Raw genomic sequence first — 16,798 nt, 5'->3', positions numbered from 1 at the left:
GCATACGGAAACGCGATTACCCTAACTTCGCCTTAGGGTAATCACGTTTCCGCAGGTCAGAAACCCTACGCGTCCGCCGCCGCGACCCTCCGCCGGAGCCGCAGGATCATCGCCGTCCCCACCGCGAGCGGCACGTACTGCCAGCAGAACGCCCAGCGGAAGGCGTCGGCGGAGTAGGACCCGGCGCCGGACGGGGAGAGGGCGTCGAGCAGGACGCCGATGCCGAACAGGGTGATCATCGTGCCGATGAAGCCGCCCATGTTGACGATCCCGGAGGCGGTGCCGAGCCGTTCGGCCGGGTTGCGGGTGCGGGCGTAGTCCAGGCCGACCAGCGAGGCGGGGCCGTTGCTGCCCATCACCAGGATGATCCCGACCAGCAGCCACATCGGCGGGTGCCCGCCGGGCCAGGCGAGCACGAGTGCCCAGCCGAGCGCGGTGGTGGCGATGACGGTGAGCACGATGGGCATCCGGGTCCGGGCGGTGCGGGAGAGCAGTCGGCCGAAGAGGAACCCGCAGGCCATGTTGGCGAGCACCAGCAGGGTCAGCAGCCCTCCGGCCTCGCCCCGGGTCATCCCCTGGGCCTCGATCAGGTAGGGCATGCCCCAGAGCAGGCCGAAGGCGTTGCCGGGGAACTGGGTGGTGAAGTGGATCCACAGGCCCAGCCGGGTGCCCGGCTCCCGCCAGCAGTCCTGGATCTGCCGTCGGACCTTCGGGCGGGCGACCGGCGTGCCGACCGGCGTGCCGAGCGGCGGGTCGACCGGTCGTACGGCCGTCGGCGCCTCCTTGAGGAAGAGCGCGACCAGGGCGAACACCGCCACGCCGAGCAGCGCGATCGCGGTGAAGGTGGGCGTCCAGCCCTCGCTGTGCAGCGCCTGGGCGAGCACCACGGTGGTGACCAGGTTGCCGCCCATCCCGGCGAGACCGGTCAGCTGGGCGACGAAGGGGTTCTTCGCCGCCGGGAACCACCGGGCGGCGATCCGCAGCACGCTGATGAAGGTCATCGCGTCGCCGCAGCCGAGCACGGCCCGGGAGGCCAGCGCCGGGGCGAAGGAGGAGCTGAACGCGAAGGCCAGCTGGCCGGCGCTCAGCAGCAGTACGCCGAGCAGCAGCACCCGGCGCGGCCCGAACCGGTCGACCAGCAGGCCGACCGGGACCTGCATGGCCGCGTAGACCAGCACCTGGAGGATCGAGAAGGTGGAGAGCGCCGAGGCGCCGATGCCGAAGCGCTCGGCGGCGTCCAGTCCGGCCACGCCGAGGCTGGTGCGGTGGATGACGGCCAGGACGTAGACGCTGACGCCGACGGACCAGGCCAGCCAGGCTGCCCGGCCGCCGGGCGGTACGGGGGCCCCGGCCGTCGGCGGCCCGACGGCGGACCGAGGAGCGGGGACGGACAGGGACGCGGCTGGACGAGCGGGCTCCACGGTCATAGTCCGTCCAGACTAGTCATCCCATGATTGGACGCCCAGGTCCCCGCGGTGTGAGCTCGCGAACCCCGACCGGCGACGACCGTCCGGCTCTCAGCCGGTGACCGTCCAGGACACCGACCGGGTCATGTAGCGGTCCCGGAAGGCCTCGTCCCGCACCCAGTCCGTGGTGTCCCGGACGGTCGCCGTCACGGTCGCCGTCCGGCCCGGGGCGAGGTCCAGCTGCGCGGTGTCCAGGCGGCCCCCGTCGACGGCCTGCGGGGCGGCCGGGGCGCCGTCCACCTTCCAGTCCACCGTCAGCTGCCGGGCGCCGGTCAGCGGCAGCGGCCGGACGTCCAGCCGGGGGAGCCCGGCGACCTCGCCGGGCGGCGGCGACGGGGCGTCGGTCGGCCGGACCTTGCGGTACAGCTCCTGGACGATCGCCTCGCGGGAGGGCAGGTTGTAGGCACTGCCCAGGGTCCGCATCACGGAGTCCGGGGTGGGCCGGTAGAGGCCGTTGGCGCTGCGGTACGCCCCGACGGTGCCGGCGCCGTCCGGCGAGACGGCGCCCAGCCAGCGCCACCACTTGGTCTGCTTCTTGAGCATGTCCTCGGCGTTGAGGGTGGAGAGGTTCGGGTAGTCGGCGTCGTCCGGGGCGCTGTCGTACTCGTCGCCGAGGTCCCCCACGGTGTGGCCGATCTCGTGCTGGATGATCCGTCCGGCGTCCGGGCTGCCCCCGGCCAGGGTGGTCACCCCGGTGCCCCCGGCGCCGCCGTACTCGACCGAGTTGGCCAGCGCGATCAGGTACTGCGGGCCGGTGCTGTCCCCGGCGTAGCGGGCGGTGGCGCCCTCGTCGGCGCAGAGCAGCCGGGCGGTGCCCTCGCACCAGAAGTGCATGCCCAGCGGGGTGGCGGGGTGGCGGCCGCGGCTCTCGGTCTCGGCTATCCCGGAGATCGGGGAGACCACCTCGACCCGCCGTATGTTGAAGAACCCCTGGTAGGTGCGGAACGGCTCGATGTCCATCAGCGCGTGCCAGGCCTTGTCGGCCTGCTGCCGGAACGCCTCCTGCTCGTCCGCGGTGTAGCCGTCGCCGAGCAGGACCAGGGTGATCCGGTTGGTCGGGTCCCCGGTGCGGCGTATGTCGAAGGTCGGGGCGGCCGTGAGCATCCGCCGGTCGGCGCGGAGGGCGGTGTGCGGGGGCACCGCCCGGTCCACGGGGGCGCCCGCCCCGATCACGCCGAACGGCGAGGGGCCGACGAGTTCCAGGGCGGCCGGGAGTACGGCGGTGGACACCAGTACGAGGGCGGCCAGACTCCGGACGAGACGGCCAGGGTTGCCAGCAGGCATACGGGTGCGTCCTCGGGGCTCCGGTCACCCGGTGTCGCCCGGGTGGTGGAGCGGAGACGTACCCGTACCGGCGTGTCGCCCCCACCGGCCGCAGAAAATGTCACCGACCTGGCCGAACGATTCCCGTTGTACCTGTCATACCAATCAATCTCGGGGACGCTCCCGTCCATCCCGGGAGGGCTCCCCCGCGGCTCACCGGGAGCGCTTGCCCACGTCCAGCAGCAGGTGCGTCCCGAGGCCGAAGAGCAGTCCCCAGAAGGCCGAGCCGATGCCGAACAGGCTCATCCCCGAGGCGCTCGCCAGGAAGGTCACCACCGCCGCGTCCCGCCCGCGCTCCGCCGCGACCGCCGCCGCCAGGCTGCCCTGCAGCGAGGCCAGCAGCGCGACCCCGGCGATCACCGCGATCAGCTCCTTCGGCAGCCCGGTGAACAGGCTCACCAGCACCCCGCCGAAGCTGCCCACCAGCACGTACAGCACGCCCGAGGACATCCCCGCGACGTAGCGGCGGCGCGGGTCCGGGTGGGCCTCCGGGCCGGAGCAGATCGCCGCCGTGATCGCCGCCAGGTTCACCCCGGGCGAGCCGAACGGCGCCACCAGCACCGACACCGCCCCGGTCGCACCGATCAGCAGCCGGTCGTCGGCCCGGTAGCCGAAGGCCCGCATCACCCCGAGCCCGGGCGCGTTCTGCGAGGCCAGGGCGACGATGGTGAGCGGCAGCGCCAGCCCCACCAGGGCCGACCAGGAGAAGGCCGGCACGGTCAGCACCGGTACGGTCGGCCCGCCCGAGCCCAGGTGCAGCGGCAGCCCGACGGTGAGGGCCGCCAGCACCCCGCCGACCACCAGCGCGATCAGCACGGCGTACCGCGGCGAGAACCGCTTGGCCAGCAGGAAGGCCGCGAAGCTGCCCACCACCAGCACCGGCGCGCCGTGCACGGCACCGAAGATCCCGGCGCCGAAGGAGAACAGGATGCCCGCGAGCATCGCGTTCACGATCCCCACCGGCACGGCCGCGATCAGCCGGCCGAACCACCCGGTCACCCCGAACAGCGCCACCACGGCCGCGCTCACCAGGAACGCCCCGATCGCCTCCCGGTACGGGTAGTGGCCCAGGCTGGTCACCAGCAGCGCGGCCCCCGGCGTGGACCAGGCGGTGATCACCGGCGTCCTGGTCCACCAGCTGAGCGCGAAGCCGCTCACCCCGCTGCCGATCGCCACCGCCCAGATCCAGGAGGAGGTGTGCGCCGGGTCCAGCCGCCCGGCGGCGGCCGCCGCGAGCACGACCACCAGCGGCCCGGAGAACGACACCGCGACGCAGACCAGCCCCGCCAGCAAGGCCGGCACCGACACGTCCCGCCGCAGCGACCGACGTTCCCCGGCCCCACTCGTCACCGTTTCCGGGCTGATCGTCAGTTCATCCGTCATTCCGGCAGTATCCCGAAGCCCGGCCGGAGACTCCTGGAAAACCTGCCAACTCCCCTGCAACCCCCGCGGGGGATGCGCGTCTGTACGAAGGAAGGCGCGGCGAGCGGGACCGGCGGAGCCGGGGGGCGGTCGTCCTCGCCCGCCGCACCACCAGTCACCCGGCCCTGGGGAGTCACGTCATGCGCATGTCCGCTATCACCCGTTGTACGAAGAATGCCGGTACCGCCGCCCTCGCCGCCGACACCGGCACCGACACCGGCTGGGCCTAGTCGTGTCCGTCGGTCGACCGACGGATGCCGGAAGGGGCCCTGATCCGCACGGCGGTGCGGTTCAGGGCCCCTTCGTCACGTCTCCCCGGGGGCGTCAGCCCCAGGTGATCAGGCGCTTCGGGAACTCCAGCAGCCCGGCCACGTCGGCCAGCACCCGGGAGCCCAACTCCCCGTCCACCAGGCGGTGGTCGAAGGAGAGCGCGAGCGTGGTGACCTGGCGCGGGACCACCTTGCCCTTGTGCACCCACGGCAGTTCCCGGACCGCGCCGAAGGCGAGGATGGCCGCCTCGCCCGGGTTGAGGATCGGGGTGCCGGTGTCGACGCCGAAGACGCCGACGTTGGTGATGGTGACCGTGCCGCCCTGCATGTCGGCCGGCGAGGTCTTGCCCTGGCGGGCGGTCTCGACCAGCTCGCCGAGCGAAGTGGCCAGGCCCGAAAGGGTCTTGGACCCGGCGTCCTTGATGTTCGGGACGATCAGGCCGCGCGGGGTGGCCGCGGCGATGCCGAGGTTCACCTGGCCCTTGACCACGATCTCCTGGGCCGCCTCGTCCCACTGGGCGTTGATCTCCGGGTGCCGCTTGATCGCCACCAGCAGCGCCTTGGCGACCAGCAGCAGCGGGCTGACCCGGACGTCCCGGCCCAGTTCGCCGCTCTCCTTGAGCTTGCGGACGAACTTCATCGTGCGGGTCACGTCGACCTGGACGAACTCGGTGACGTGCGGGGCGGTGAAGGCCGAGGCCACCATCGCCTGCGCGGTCGCCTTGCGGACGCCCTTGATCGGCACCCGGACGTCGCCCGAACCGGACACCGGCGCCGGGGCCGCCACGGTCCCGACGGCCTCGACGGCCTCGGCCACGACCGGCTCGGCGACCGGAGCGGCCGGAGCGGCCTGGGCCGCCGCGTGGGCGTGCAGGTCCTCACGGGTGATCACCCCGCCCGCACCGGTCGGGGTGACGGACCGCAGGTCGATGCCCAGGTCCTTGGCCAGCTTGCGCACCGGCGGCTTCGCCAACGGCCGCTCACCGGCGGGCAGTTCGACCGGCGAGACGGGCGCGGCCGGAGCCGGGGCGGCGACCGGAGCGACCGGAGCCGCGGCCTTCGCCGTAGCGGTGGCCGTGGCCGTGGTGGTCCGCCGGGCCCGGCGCTGGGCGGTGCCGGTGCGCGGGCCGTACCCGACCAGCACCTCCCGCCGCTCCGGCTCGGCCTCGACGGCCGGAGCCGCGGCCGCGGCGGCAGCGGGCGCCGGGGCGGGTGCGGCGGCCGGAGCGGCCCCCGCCTCCCCGGCGACCGCCACCGAGATGATCGCGGTGCCGACGTCGACCGTCGCGCCCTCGGGGAAGAAGAGCTGCTCGACGACCCCGTTGAACGGGATCGGCAGCTCCACCGCCGCCTTGGCGGTCTCCACCTCGCACACGACCTGCCCGTCGGTGACGGTGTCACCCGGCTTGACGTACCAGCTGAGGATCTCGGCCTCGGTGAGGCCCTCGCCCACATCCGGCATCTTGAACTCGCGGAGCGAGCGAACTTCGGTGGTCATCTTCGCTCCCCGGTATCAGTACGCGAGCGCGCGGTCGACGGCGTCGAGCACGCGGTCCAGGTCGGGGAGGAAGGCCTCCTCGACGCGGGACGGCGGGTACGGCGCGAAGTAGCCGCCGACCCGCAGGACCGGTGCCTCCAGGTGGTAGAAGCACCGCTCGGTGAGCCGGGCGGCCAACTCGGCGCCCATGCCCAGGAATACCGGGGCCTCGTGCACCACGACGGCCCGCCCGGTGCGCTTGACCGACTCCTCCAGCGCGGCGAAGTCCACCGGGGAGAGCGAGCGCAGGTCGACGACCTCCAGCCGGCGGCCGTCCTCCTCGGCGGCCGCGGCGGCCTCCTGGCAGACCTTGACCATCGGGCCGTACGCGATCAGCGTCAGGTCGGTGCCGGGGCGGACGATCCGGGCCTCGTGCAGCCCCAGGTCGGCGGCGGCGCCGACCTCGCCCTTGTCCCAGTAACGCCGCTTGGGCTCCAGGAAGATGACCGGGTCGTCGGACTCGATGGCCTGCCGCAGCATCCAGTGCGCGTCGTGCGCGTTGGACGGCGTGACCACCCGCAGACCGGCGGTGTGCGCGAAGTACGCCTCGTGCGACTCGCTGTGGTGCTCGACCGCGCCGATACCACCCGCGTAGGGGATGCGGACGGTGACCGGCATCTTGACGTGCCCGAGCGCGCGGGCGTGCATCTTCGCCAGCTGGGAGACGATCTGGTCGAAGGCCGGGTAGACGAAACCGTCGAACTGGATCTCCACGACCGGGCGGTAGCCGCGCAGCGCGAGGCCGATCGCGGTGCCCATGATGCCGGACTCGGCCAGCGGGGTGTCGATCACCCGGTCCTCGCCGAAGTCCTTCTGCAGGCCGTCGGTGATCCGGAAGACGCCACCGAGCTTGCCGATGTCCTCGCCCATCAGGACGGTCTTCGGGTCGTTCTCCAGCGACTTGCGCAGCGCGTCGTTGAGCGCCTTGGCGATGCTCTGACCGGCCATCAGTGGTTCTCCCCCGCCTCGAAGGAGGCCGCGTACTCGACGAATTCGGCCCGTTCCTGGTCGACCAGCGCGTGCGGCTCGCTGTACACGTGGTCGAAGATCAGCGTCGGGTCCGGGTCCGGCATGCTGCGCACGCCCTCACGCACCCGCAGCCCCAGCTGCTCGCTCTCGGCGTCGACGGAGGCGAAGAACTCCTCGTCCGCCAGGCCCTCCTTCTCCAGGAGGGTGCGCAGCCGCAGGATCGGGTCCTTGGCCTTCCAGGCCTCGGTCTCCTCGGTGGCCCGGTAGCGGGTGGGGTCGTCGGAGGTGGTGTGCGCGCCCATCCGGTAGGTGAAGGCCTCGATCAGCACCGGGCCGTTGCCGCTGCGGGCGTGGTCGAGCGCCCAGCGGGTGACCGCGAGGCAGGCCAGCACGTCGTTGCCGTCGACCCGGACGCCGGGGAAGCCGAAGCCGGAGGCACGGCGGTACAGCGGGATCCTGGTCTGGGTGGTGGTGGGCTCGGAGATCGCCCACTGGTTGTTCTGGCAGAAGAACACCACCGGCGAGTTGTAGACCGAGGCGAAGGTGAAGGCCTCGTTGACGTCGCCCTGGCTGGACGCGCCGTCGCCGAAGTACGCGATCACCGCGTCGTCGGTGCCGTCCTTGGTGATGCCCATCGCGTAGCCGGTGGCGTGCAGGGCCTGCGCGCCGATCACGATGGTGTAGAGGTGGAAGTTCTTCTCGTTCGGGTCCCAGCCGCCGTGGTTCACGCCGCGGAACATGCCGAGCAGGTTCAGCGGGTCCACGTCGCGGCACCAGGCGACGCCGTGCTCGCGGTAGGTCGGGAAGGCGTAGTCGCCGGTGCGCATGGCCCGGCCGGAACCGACCTGGGCCGCCTCCTGGCCGAGCAGCGAGGCCCACAGGCCCAGCTCGCCCTGGCGCTGGAGCGAGGTCGCCTCGCCGTCGAACCGGCGCACCAGCACCAGGTCGCGGTAGAGGGAGCGCAGCTCCTCGGGAGTGGTGGTGAGGGGGTAGTCCGGGTGCTCGACCCGCTCGCCTTCCGGCGTGAGCAGTTGGACGAGCTCCGGCTGGACGTCCGTTCCCGTGGCGCGGAGGGTGTCAGGAACAGCGGGGGCCGCCTTCTTGCGGGTCCTCGCCGTGCTTTTGACGGTCACGTTCACTCCTCGGTCTGTCCGGCCGCCCGGGGTCGCCGGTGACCGGTCCGGTCACCGCCTCGCGGGGCGCGCGTGGGTGTGCGCACCTACTGCGTGGCAGGTGGTGATCCTGTTCCGACGGCGTCCCTCACGAGAACGTTACCCAGCGTCCGCCCTTGGCGCGCTTGCGCTAGGACGTCCTACTTGTTCAGGGCCTACGACCCCGAGGGTGCCGCGCCCGGCTCGCCGTCGGAAGGGTGGGGGTGACGGTCGGCGTGACGCAGCTCTCAATTCGAGCGCCTTCAGGACACCAGCGCACGTTATCCGGGCGGAAGCCCGTACGTAAGGGGGTTCTCGGTATCGGTTTCGGTCGGGTGTGGCTGGATCCCGCCTTTACGGCACTGGGGACGATAGGCCTTTTGTACGGTGGTATGGGAGGCTTTGGGCGTGACTGATAACGGACAAATCAGGGTGTTCCTGCTCGACGACCACGAGGTCGTCCGACGGGGCGTGCACGACCTGCTGTCGGTCGAGGACGACATCGAGATCGTCGGCGAGGCCGGCACCGCCGCCGAGGCGCTCACCCGGATCCCCGCGGTCCACCCCGACGTCGCGGTGCTCGACGTCCGGCTGCCGGACGGCAACGGGGTCGAGGTCTGCCGCGAGATCCGCTCCCGGCTGCCCGAGATCAAGTGCCTGATGCTGACCTCGTTCTCCGACGACGAGGCGCTGTTCGACTCGATCATGGCCGGCGCCTCCGGCTACGTCCTGAAGGCGATCCGCGGCACCGACCTGATCACCGCCGTCCGGGACGTCGCGGCCGGCCGCTCCCTGCTCGACCCGGTCGCCACCAGCCGGGTGCTCGCCCGACTGCGCGACGGCGGCGAGAAGGAGGACGAGCGGCTGGCCCAACTCACCAAGCAGGAGCGGCGGATCCTCGATCTGATCGGCGAGGGGATGACCAATCGTCAGATCGGCAACGAGTTGCACCTCGCCGAGAAGACGGTGAAGAACTACGTCTCCAGTCTGCTCGCCAAGATGGGCATGGAGCGACGCACCCAGGCGGCGGCGTACGTGGCGCGGCACCAGGCCGATCATCAGTACTGATACGGTCCTTCACACATGTGACGGTTTGTCAAGGGCCCCCACCAGGGGGCCATAACCTCTGCACGTGACTTTCAGCCAGACCCTCGCCTGCGCCCCGGCCCGCCCCGACCTCTCCGCACCGCCGATAGGGACCCTCAGCCCACCGGTACCGCGCAGCGCACTCGCCGAGGTCCTGGCCCGGTTCCGGGTGGGGCGGCTGCTCACCGCCGAACCGGTCGCGGAAGGCCTGCTCAACCGCGGTTACCGGGTCACCACCGAGGCCGGCGCGTACTTCCTGAAGTGCTACGTCGACGCCGCCACCGCCAACCGCCCGAAGATCCTCGCCCACCACCGCGCCATGACCGACCTGCACGCCCTCGGCCTGCCGGTGGCACCCCCGCTGAACTGCTCCGACCGCGGCGCGACGGTGGCCGGCCTGAACGGCCGCCTGTTCGCCCTGTTCCCCTGGACCGATGGCCGACACCGGCACGGTACTGAGCTCGAACCACCGCAGTGCGACGCCCTCGGCGCGCTGCTCGGCCGACTGCACGGCGCACTCGACGACGTCTGCGCCCCCCTCGACCAGCCCGACGGCTACCGCAGCGCCGACCCCCTCGACAGCGCCGAACTCGCCCGCGACCTGCGGCGCCGCGCCCGCGCGCACCGCCCGAACGGCGACCTGGACGCCCTCGTCGTCCGACGGCTCGACGAAAGGCTGGAACTGCTCGCCGAGCACGCCCAGCGACGGCCCGACCCGCTCGCCGCCCCGCCCACCGGCTGGACCCACGGCGACTTCCACGGCCTCAACCTGATCCACACCGCGGGCCCGGACGGCGGCGAGCGGGTCACCGCGGTGCTCGACTGGGACAAGCTCGGCCCGCAGCCGCGCGCCGAGGAGGCCGTCCGGGCCGCCACCCTGCTCTTCAACGACCGCACCAGCGGCGCCCTCGACCTGGTCCGGGTCCGCCGCTACTCCCAGGCCTACCGGGCCTCCGGTGCCGCCACCGCCGAGCACCTGGCCGCCGCCGTCCACCGGGTCTGGTGGGAGCGGCTGAACGACTTCTGGATGCTGCAGTGGCGCTACCAGCGGGCCGACCACCGGGCCGACCCGCTCTACCCCGCCTCGGCGGGCCAGTTGGCGTGGTGGTGCCAGGAGTACGAGCAGGTCCTGGACGCCTTCGCCAACTGATCCGTCAGTTGCCGCCGCCGACCGGCGGTGTCACCGGCGGCTTGACCGGGGTCTGCGACGGCAGCGGCTTCGAGCTGCCAGTGCTGCCCCCGTCGCCGCCGGGCGGCACCGACGCCGAGGCGCTCGCCCCGCCCGTCGCCGTCGCGGAGGCGCTCGGCGTGTGGGTGGCCGTCGGCGTCGGGGTCGGGGTGTGCTTCCCCGTCGGCGACGGCGACATGTTGGTGCCGCCCCCGCCACCGCTGCCGCCGTACGTCCCGGGGTCGCTCGGCTGCTGCGGCCGCCGGCTGCCGGAGGTCGACGGCGGCGGGGTCAGCTGGCCGCTCTGGGTCGGCGTGGTCGACTCGACGGTGCTGACCGCCGGCTCGGGCGTGCTGGGCACGACGGGCGTCTTCACGTCGGTGCCGCTGAGCGCGAAGGCGATCCCGGCCCCGGCCGCGACCAGCACGGCGATCCCGCCGGCCAGCCAGCCCCAGGGCCCGCGCCGCCGGCCGCCGTGGTCACCGTGGTCGTCCTCGCCGCCACCGCCGCCGTACGAGCCGCCGCCCTGGTACGGGGAGGGGGTGTGCGGGCCGCCCGTGGAGTACGGCATCACCGAGGTCTGGTCGCCGGCGCCGACCGCGCCGAAGGCCTGGGTGGCGGCCGCCTGGTCCGGCCGGAGCACCTGGGTGGCCCCGGTGTCCCCGGGCAGCCCGGTGCCCGCGCCGACCCAGCCGGCCCCGCCCGCGCCGTGCATCTCGCGCAGCGCGTGCTGCAGGTGGGCGCGGAACTCGTCGGCGTCCTGGAAGCGGTCGTCCGGGTTCTTGGCGAGCGAGCGCAGCACCAGCGGGTCCAGGCCGACCGGCACCCGGCCGTTGGCCTGCGAGGGCGGCATCGGCGGGTCCTGGACGTGCTGGTAGACCACCGAGAGCGGGGTGTCGCCGGTGAACGGCGGGCGCAGCGTGAGCAGTTCGAAGAGCATGCAGCCGGCCGCGTACAGGTCGGAGCGGTGGTCGACCGGCTTGCCGAGCGCCTGCTCGGGCGACAGGTACTGCGGGGTGCCCATGACCATGCCGGTCTGGGTCATCGTGGTGGCCCCGCCGGTCAGCGCCCGGGCGATGCCGAAGTCCATCACCTTGACCGCGCCGGCGTTGGTGATGATCACGTTGGCGGGCTTGATGTCGCGGTGCACGATGCCGTTGCGGTGGCTGTAGGCCAGCGCCTCCAGCACCCCGGCGATGATGATCAGCGCCTGGTCGACCGGCGGCGCCTCCTCGTCCGCCAGCAGCTCGCGGACGGTCCGGCCCTCGACCAGCTCCATCACGATGTACGGCGTGGACTCGTCCCCGACGTACTCCTCGCCGGTGTCGTAGACCGCGACGATCGAGTGGTGGTTGAGCGCCGCGACGGCGTGCGCCTCGCGGGTGAAGCGCACCCGGGCGATGTCGTCCTGCGCCAGCTCGCCGCGCAGCAGCTTGACCGCGACGGTGCGGCCCAGCCGCACGTCCTCGGCGGCGAAGACCTCGGCCATGCCGCCGCGGCCGAGCCGGTGGGTCAGCCGGTAGCGGCCGTCGCCGACCGTGCCCATCGGCACCCCGCGGCCCGGTGTCTGCGAACCGCCGAACGGCGGCAGCGCGGAGGTCGCGGATTCGCTGCCCGGCCCGGGGATCCCCGGCGTGCCGCCGGTCCGGCCGTTCGCTCGGGCACCCGTCTCGTCGTCCGGCTGCTGCGTCTGTGCCATCGCTCCTCGCCCCGGGCGTTCGCTCGGATTCGCGGTGCCCTGTCGCTTACGTATCCCCGAACGCTACCGCTTCCGGCGCGCACCCGTGACACGCGCGGAGGGGCGGAAATCCGTCAGAGCAGACCGCCCCGGTCGGCCTGCGGGTCCACCACCACGACCGCGGCCGGGCGCTCGGAGTGGAACTTGCCGTTGGTGGTGTTCTGCGCCTTGTTGACCACGATCGCGATGATGATGCCGGCCAGCACCAGCACGCCGACGATGATCGCGATCACCACGAAGGCCGTGGAGCAGCCGCCGCCGCTGGGCTTCGGCTGCTGGTACGGCGGCATCGGCTGCGGGCCCGGGGTGTGCATCGGCCGCTGGAAGGGCTGCGGCGTGTGCGGGGCCTGCGGGCCCGGGGTCTGGTACGCGGGCGGCGGGGTCCGGTACTGCGGCTGGGCCTGCGGCCCGCCCTGCTGGAGGTACTGCGGGTGCGGCGTCTGGTAGGCCGGCGGCGGCGTCCGGTACTGCGGCGGCTGCTGCGGCTGGGCCTGCGGCCCGCCCTGCTGGAGGTACTGCGGGTGCGGGGTCTGCGGCGCCTGCGGAGTGGCGTGCACCGAGCGCGGCCCCTCCTTGATCACCAGCGGGGAGCTGGCCTGCAGCGCGTGCCCGGCGCCGCCGCCCTTCAACTCGGCGATCAGCCGCTCCGCCTCGTCCCGCATCGCGGCCGCGCTCTGGAACCGGTGGGCCGGGTCCTTGCGCAGCGCCTGCGCCACGAAGGCGTCCACCACCGGGACGACCGACCGGTTGAGGCTGGAGGCCGCCGGCGGCTCCTCCTGGACGTGCTTGTAGGCGATCGAGAAGGCCGAGTCGCCGTCGAAGACCAGCTGGCCGGTGAGCATCTCGAAGAGCATCACGCCGACCGAGTACAGGTCGGAGCGGGCGTCCACCGGCTTGCCGAGGGCCTGCTCGGGCGACAGGTACTGCGGGGTGCCGACCACCATGCCGGTCTGGGTCATCGACGTGACGCCGGACTCCAGCGCCCGGGCGATGCCGAAGTCCATGACCTTGACGTTGCCCTTGCGGTCGAACATGACGTTGCCGGGCTTGATGTCGCGGTGCACCAGGCCCATGTCGTGCGAGGCCTCCAGCGCGTTCAGCACGCCGACGATGACCTTCAGGGCCTCGTCGGCCGGCATCGCGCCGTACTGGGCGACCGCCTCGTTGATCGCCTCGCGCAGGCCCTTGCCGTCGATCAGCTGCATGACGATGTACGGCGTGCTGGAGCCGTCCGGGGCCACGTCCTCGCCGCTGTCGTAGACCGTGACGATGTTCGGGTGCTCCAGCCGGGCCACCGCCTGGGCCTCACGGCGGAACCGCTCCTTGAACGAGTCGTCCCGGCCCAGCTCGCTGTGCATGCTCTTCAACGCGACCTGCCGGTCCAGCACGCTGTCGTACGCGAGGTGCACGGAGGCCATGCCGCCCTCGCCCAGCAGCCGCTGCAGCACATAGCGGCCGTTGCCCAGGGAGAAGCCCCCGGCCGCCGCGTTGCCGTGCTCGCTCATGGTCCCCTGCTCCCCCTCGGCGCGGTGGTCCTGCCGCAACCGTGACGTTCGGTCTCGTCCGTGCGTGGTGGCCCGGCCCACTGGCCCGGCGAACCCCTGTCGCGGCGGCTCCACCGGCCTGCGACAGGGGTCAGGGTATCGGCTCCCGCCGACGGTGATCGGCCCAGGGCCGGTCCCGCCCCCGGACCGTCGGCGCCCGCTCCCCGCACGCCGGTCCGGGGCGGATCGTCGCGGTACGTCCGGCCCCGGGGCGGGTCCGGCGGGCGGGTCCGGGCCCGGCGGGCCCACGGCTACGAGCCCGGCGGGCCCACGGCTACGGGCCTGGAGGTACGGGCCTACAGGTACGGGCCGGAGCGGATCCCGCGGCCCTGACCCGGGTCCTCCTCGTCCGGCTCGCCGCCGTGCAGACCGGGCGGCAGCGCGCGCCGCATCTGCTCCAGCTGCGCCCGCGCGGCCATCTGCTGCGCGAACAGGGCGGTCTGGATGCCGTGGAACAGGCCCTCCAGCCAGCCCACCAGCTGGGCCTGGGCGATCCGCAGCTCGGCCTCGGTCGGGATGGTGTCGTCGGTGAACGGCAGCGAGAGCCGCTCCAGCTCGGCGACCAGCTCCGGGGCCAGCCCGAGCTCCAGCTCCTTGATCGAGCTGGCGTGGATGTCCTTCAACCGGACCCGGCTGGCCTCGTCGAGGGGCGCCGCCCGGACCTCCTCCAGCAACTGCTTGATCATGCTGCCGATGCGCATGACCTTGGCGGGCTGCTCGACCATCTCGGTCACCGGGAGCTCGCGCGGCATGTCCGCGTCCTCGTCCCCCCCGATCGGTACCGCGGCGAACCCCTGGCCCACGGGCAGCCCGTCCGGTCCGACGATCAGCACCTTCTGGCCGTCCTGCGACTGCCCGCCGGCGGCCCGGAAGGGCTCCTGCGACGAGCGCTCGTTCATCGGATTCGTCATGAACAACATTCTCTCTCACTGGGGTTGGTCGGGCGGAAGCCCCCGTGCGTCCCGCCGTCCTGCGCCAACCGTGACGACGGTACGCCCCCGCGGCCCGCCCGGGAATCCGTACGGATACTCAGTTCCCGCCCCGACCCGACCGTCCGCGCCCGCGCGTGCGCCGTCCCCCGCGCCACTCCGGTCGCACACAGCACCTCCCCGACCACCCCGCGAAACCCACCCCTCGCCGCGGCCGTGTCCCCCGGGAACCCGCACCGAACCTCCACGCCACCGGCCCGCCCGCTCAGCCCTTCCGCAGCCGCAGGCCCACCAGCCCCAGGCCGCAGCCGATCAGCCCCAGGCCCACGCCCAGCGGCAGCTGGAGGGTGGAGGGGTCCTGCCAGCGGGCGGGGAGGACCCCGGTGACCGCCGTGGCCGCCACCGGCTGGGCGGCCGTCGTGACGGTGTCCTGGTCGGCGGCGGGGTCCTGGGCGTCCGGGGTGTCCGCGGCCGGGTCCGGCCGGTCGGCCTGGGCGCCCTGGTCCGGGGCCTGCTCGGGCGGCTGCTCGGGCAGCTGCTCGACGGCCTGCTCGACGGCCTGCTCGGGGGCCTGCTCGGGGGCCTGGTCCGGAGCCTGCTCGACGGCCTGGTCGGGCCGTTCCAGGGCGGCGGCCGGGTGGTGGCGGTGCGCCCTGAGCTCGGCGAGGTCCGGGCGCGACCGGTCGGGCACCCCGTACTGCGGCGGTGCGGCCTTCGGCGCGAACCAGGCCTGGTCCGCGCCGTCCGTCCCGTCCGCCGTATCCGTCCCGTCCGCCGTGTCCGTCCCGTCCGCCGTGTCCACCCTGTCGGGCTGCGCTGCCGGATCGGACCGGTCCGCCCGCTGCTCCCCGCCGGCCGGCACCGGAGCGTCCGCCCGCGCGTGCCCCGGCGCCGAGGCACCCGGCGCGGGGAGCGCCACCGCGGCGGTCGCGGCGGCCAGCGGGAGCGTCAGCCCCAGCACGGCCGCCGCGACCAGCCGCCGGGCACGGCGGTCGGGGCGGTGGTGGAGCGCGGCGGGCAACGGCCCGAGGGCGGTGTGCGGGGGTGCGGCCACGGTCGGAGTCCTTCCGACGGCCGACCGCGCCCGGAGGCGGGTTCGGCGGCGGGACAGCTCCGCACCAGCCTCACACAGTCCGACAATCGCGGCATTTCGGACACGCGGCGGTACCCCCGCCCCGGACCGGGCCCAGCGCTCAGACCGTCAGCACGACCTTCCCGACCTGCTCCCCCGCCTCCAGCACCCGGTGCGCCTCGCCGACCTCCGTCAGCGGCAGCACCCGGTCCACCACCGGCTTCACCACCCCGGACTCCACCAGCGGCCACACGTGCTCCCGCACCGCCGCCACGATCGCCGCCTTCTCGGCCAGCGGCCGCCCGCGCAGGTTGGTGGCGATCACCGCCGCCCGCTTGCGCAGCAGCGCGTTGAGGTCGAGTTCGCCCTTCACCCCGCCCTGCAGCCCGATGATCACCAGCCGCCCGTTGACGGCCAGCGCCTCCACGTTCCGCTGCAGGTACTTGGCCCCCATGATGTCCAGGACCACGTCCGCCCCGGCCCCGTCGGTGGCCTCCCGGAGCACCTCGACGAAGTCCTGCTCCCGGTAGTCGATCGCGATGTCCGCGCCCAGCTCGGTGCACCGGGCCAGCTTCGCCGCGCTGCCGGCCGTCACCGCGACCCGGGCGCCGACCGCCTTGGCCAGCTGGATCGCCATCGTCCCGATCCCGCTCGCGCCGCCGTGCAGCAGCACCGTCTCGCCCGGCCGCAGGTGCGCGGTGAGGAAGACGTTGGACCAAACGGTGCAGGCCACCTCCGGCAGGGCGGCGGCCTGCTCCGGGCTCAGCCCCTTCGGCAGCGGCAGCAGCTGCCCGCTCGGCACCGCGACCCGCTGGGCGTAGCCGCCGCCGGCCAGCAGCGCGCACACCTCGTCGCCGACGGCCCAGCCGGCCACGCCCGGGCCGAGCGCGACGATCCGCCCGGCGCACTCCAGTCCGGGGTAGGGGGAGGCGCCGGGCGGCGGGTTGTAGAAGCCCTGCCGCTGGAGCAGGTCGGCGCGGTTGACGGCGGTGGCCGCCACCTCGACCAGGACCTCGCCCTCGCCGGGCACCGGGTCGGGGACCTCGGCCCACACCAGTGCCTCGGGGCCGCCGGGTACGGGAATCGTCATCGCATGCATGCCCCGAACCTACTGCGGCGCACGG

General features: G+C 73.5%; 13 protein-coding genes. 2 read left to right on the top strand and 11 right to left on the bottom strand.

Going from position 1 to position 16,798, the window contains the following annotated elements:
* Positions 1–65: 65 nt before the first annotated feature.
* The 6 genes from ACFY2K_RS08895 to pdhA all read right to left on the bottom strand — a co-directional run bounded on the left by ACFY2K_RS08895 (position 66) and on the right by pdhA (position 8,119).
* Positions 66–1,427 (bottom strand): nitrate/nitrite transporter, encoded by a 1,362-nt coding sequence (locus ACFY2K_RS08895; RefSeq protein WP_387710394.1) that lies wholly within the window; start codon positions 1,425–1,427, stop codon positions 66–68.
* Positions 1,428–1,517: 90 nt separating this feature from the next.
* Positions 1,518–2,750, bottom strand: a complete 1,233-nt coding sequence (locus tag ACFY2K_RS08890; RefSeq protein ID WP_380396373.1) for a M64 family metallopeptidase — start codon at positions 2,748–2,750, stop codon at positions 1,518–1,520.
* 192 nt (positions 2,751–2,942) lie between these two features.
* On the bottom strand, positions 2,943–4,172 hold the full coding sequence (locus ACFY2K_RS08885) for a benzoate/H(+) symporter BenE family transporter (protein WP_380523796.1): 1,230 nt from the start codon (positions 4,170–4,172) through the stop codon (positions 2,943–2,945).
* Positions 4,173–4,535: 363 nt separating this feature from the next.
* Positions 4,536–5,978, bottom strand: a complete 1,443-nt coding sequence (locus ACFY2K_RS08880) for a dihydrolipoamide acetyltransferase family protein (protein WP_387710392.1) — start codon at positions 5,976–5,978, stop codon at positions 4,536–4,538.
* A 15-nt stretch (positions 5,979–5,993) separates the two neighbouring features.
* Complete coding sequence (locus ACFY2K_RS08875) at positions 5,994–6,965, bottom strand: alpha-ketoacid dehydrogenase subunit beta (RefSeq protein ID WP_375882831.1); 972 nt, start codon at positions 6,963–6,965, stop codon at positions 5,994–5,996.
* Complete coding sequence (gene pdhA, locus ACFY2K_RS08870) at positions 6,965–8,119, bottom strand: pyruvate dehydrogenase (acetyl-transferring) E1 component subunit alpha (RefSeq protein WP_375882834.1); 1,155 nt, start codon at positions 8,117–8,119, stop codon at positions 6,965–6,967. The genes ACFY2K_RS08875 and pdhA overlap by 1 nt, the downstream gene beginning before the upstream one ends.
* A gap of 426 nt (positions 8,120–8,545) precedes the next feature.
* Between pdhA and ACFY2K_RS08865 the strand changes: the two genes are divergently transcribed.
* Together ACFY2K_RS08865 and ACFY2K_RS08860 are read left to right on the top strand one after the other, a co-directional pair.
* Positions 8,546–9,205: a response regulator transcription factor gene (locus ACFY2K_RS08865; RefSeq protein WP_350506572.1), complete on the top strand. Its 660-nt coding sequence runs from the start codon at positions 8,546–8,548 to the stop codon at positions 9,203–9,205.
* Positions 9,206–9,269: 64 nt separating this feature from the next.
* Positions 9,270–10,373 (top strand): phosphotransferase enzyme family protein, encoded by a 1,104-nt coding sequence (locus tag ACFY2K_RS08860; RefSeq protein WP_375882838.1) that lies wholly within the window; start codon positions 9,270–9,272, stop codon positions 10,371–10,373.
* A 4-nt stretch (positions 10,374–10,377) separates the two neighbouring features.
* Here ACFY2K_RS08860 and ACFY2K_RS08855 read toward each other — a convergent pair whose 3' ends face one another.
* The 5 genes from ACFY2K_RS08855 to ACFY2K_RS08835 all read right to left on the bottom strand — a co-directional run bounded on the left by ACFY2K_RS08855 (position 10,378) and on the right by ACFY2K_RS08835 (position 16,773).
* Positions 10,378–11,937, bottom strand: a complete 1,560-nt coding sequence (locus ACFY2K_RS08855) for a protein kinase (protein ID WP_375882930.1) — start codon at positions 11,935–11,937, stop codon at positions 10,378–10,380.
* Positions 11,938–12,203: 266 nt separating this feature from the next.
* Positions 12,204–13,634, bottom strand: coding sequence for a protein kinase (locus tag ACFY2K_RS08850; protein ID WP_380587550.1), 1,431 nt, complete (start codon positions 13,632–13,634; stop codon positions 12,204–12,206).
* Positions 13,635–13,969: 335 nt separating this feature from the next.
* Positions 13,970–14,584 (bottom strand): bacterial proteasome activator family protein, encoded by a 615-nt coding sequence (locus tag ACFY2K_RS08845; RefSeq protein WP_375882844.1) that lies wholly within the window; start codon positions 14,582–14,584, stop codon positions 13,970–13,972.
* Positions 14,585–14,867: 283 nt separating this feature from the next.
* The gene (locus tag ACFY2K_RS08840; protein ID WP_387710388.1) at positions 14,868–15,656 is read right to left on the bottom strand and encodes a hypothetical protein; all 789 of its coding nucleotides are present in this window, start codon (positions 15,654–15,656) and stop codon (positions 14,868–14,870) included.
* Between the two features lie 139 nt (positions 15,657–15,795).
* Positions 15,796–16,773: an NAD(P)H-quinone oxidoreductase gene (locus tag ACFY2K_RS08835; protein ID WP_380523784.1), complete on the bottom strand. Its 978-nt coding sequence runs from the start codon at positions 16,771–16,773 to the stop codon at positions 15,796–15,798.
* Positions 16,774–16,798 lie beyond the last annotated feature (25 nt).

The organism is Kitasatospora sp. NPDC001309 (assembly GCF_042896295.1).
Classification (GTDB): Bacteria; Actinomycetota; Actinomycetes; order Streptomycetales; family Streptomycetaceae; genus Kitasatospora.
This window is presented reverse-complemented; position numbering and strand designations above follow the sequence as displayed.

What these genes read in the sequence shown, in the direction of transcription:
- ACFY2K_RS08850 (WP_380587550.1), bottom strand. Translation starts at nt 13,634, where the DNA reads ATGAGCGAGCACGGCAACGCGGCGGCCGGGGGCTTCTCCCTGGGCAAC.
- ACFY2K_RS08835 (WP_380523784.1), bottom strand. Translation starts at nt 16,773, where the DNA reads ATGCATGCGATGACGATTCCCGTACCCGGCGGCCCCGAGGCACTGGTG.
- ACFY2K_RS08885 (WP_380523796.1), bottom strand. Translation starts at nt 4,172, where the DNA reads ATGACGGATGAACTGACGATCAGCCCGGAAACGGTGACGAGTGGGGCC.
- ACFY2K_RS08895 (WP_387710394.1), bottom strand. Translation starts at nt 1,427, where the DNA reads ATGACCGTGGAGCCCGCTCGTCCAGCCGCGTCCCTGTCCGTCCCCGCT.
- ACFY2K_RS08880 (WP_387710392.1), bottom strand. Translation starts at nt 5,978, where the DNA reads ATGACCACCGAAGTTCGCTCGCTCCGCGAGTTCAAGATGCCGGATGTG.
- ACFY2K_RS08890 (WP_380396373.1), bottom strand. Translation starts at nt 2,750, where the DNA reads ATGCCTGCTGGCAACCCTGGCCGTCTCGTCCGGAGTCTGGCCGCCCTC.
- ACFY2K_RS08855 (WP_375882930.1), bottom strand. Translation starts at nt 11,937, where the DNA reads ATGGGCACGGTCGGCGACGGCCGCTACCGGCTGACCCACCGGCTCGGC.
- ACFY2K_RS08845 (WP_375882844.1), bottom strand. Translation starts at nt 14,584, where the DNA reads ATGACGAATCCGATGAACGAGCGCTCGTCGCAGGAGCCCTTCCGGGCC.
- ACFY2K_RS08875 (WP_375882831.1), bottom strand. Translation starts at nt 6,965, where the DNA reads ATGGCCGGTCAGAGCATCGCCAAGGCGCTCAACGACGCGCTGCGCAAG.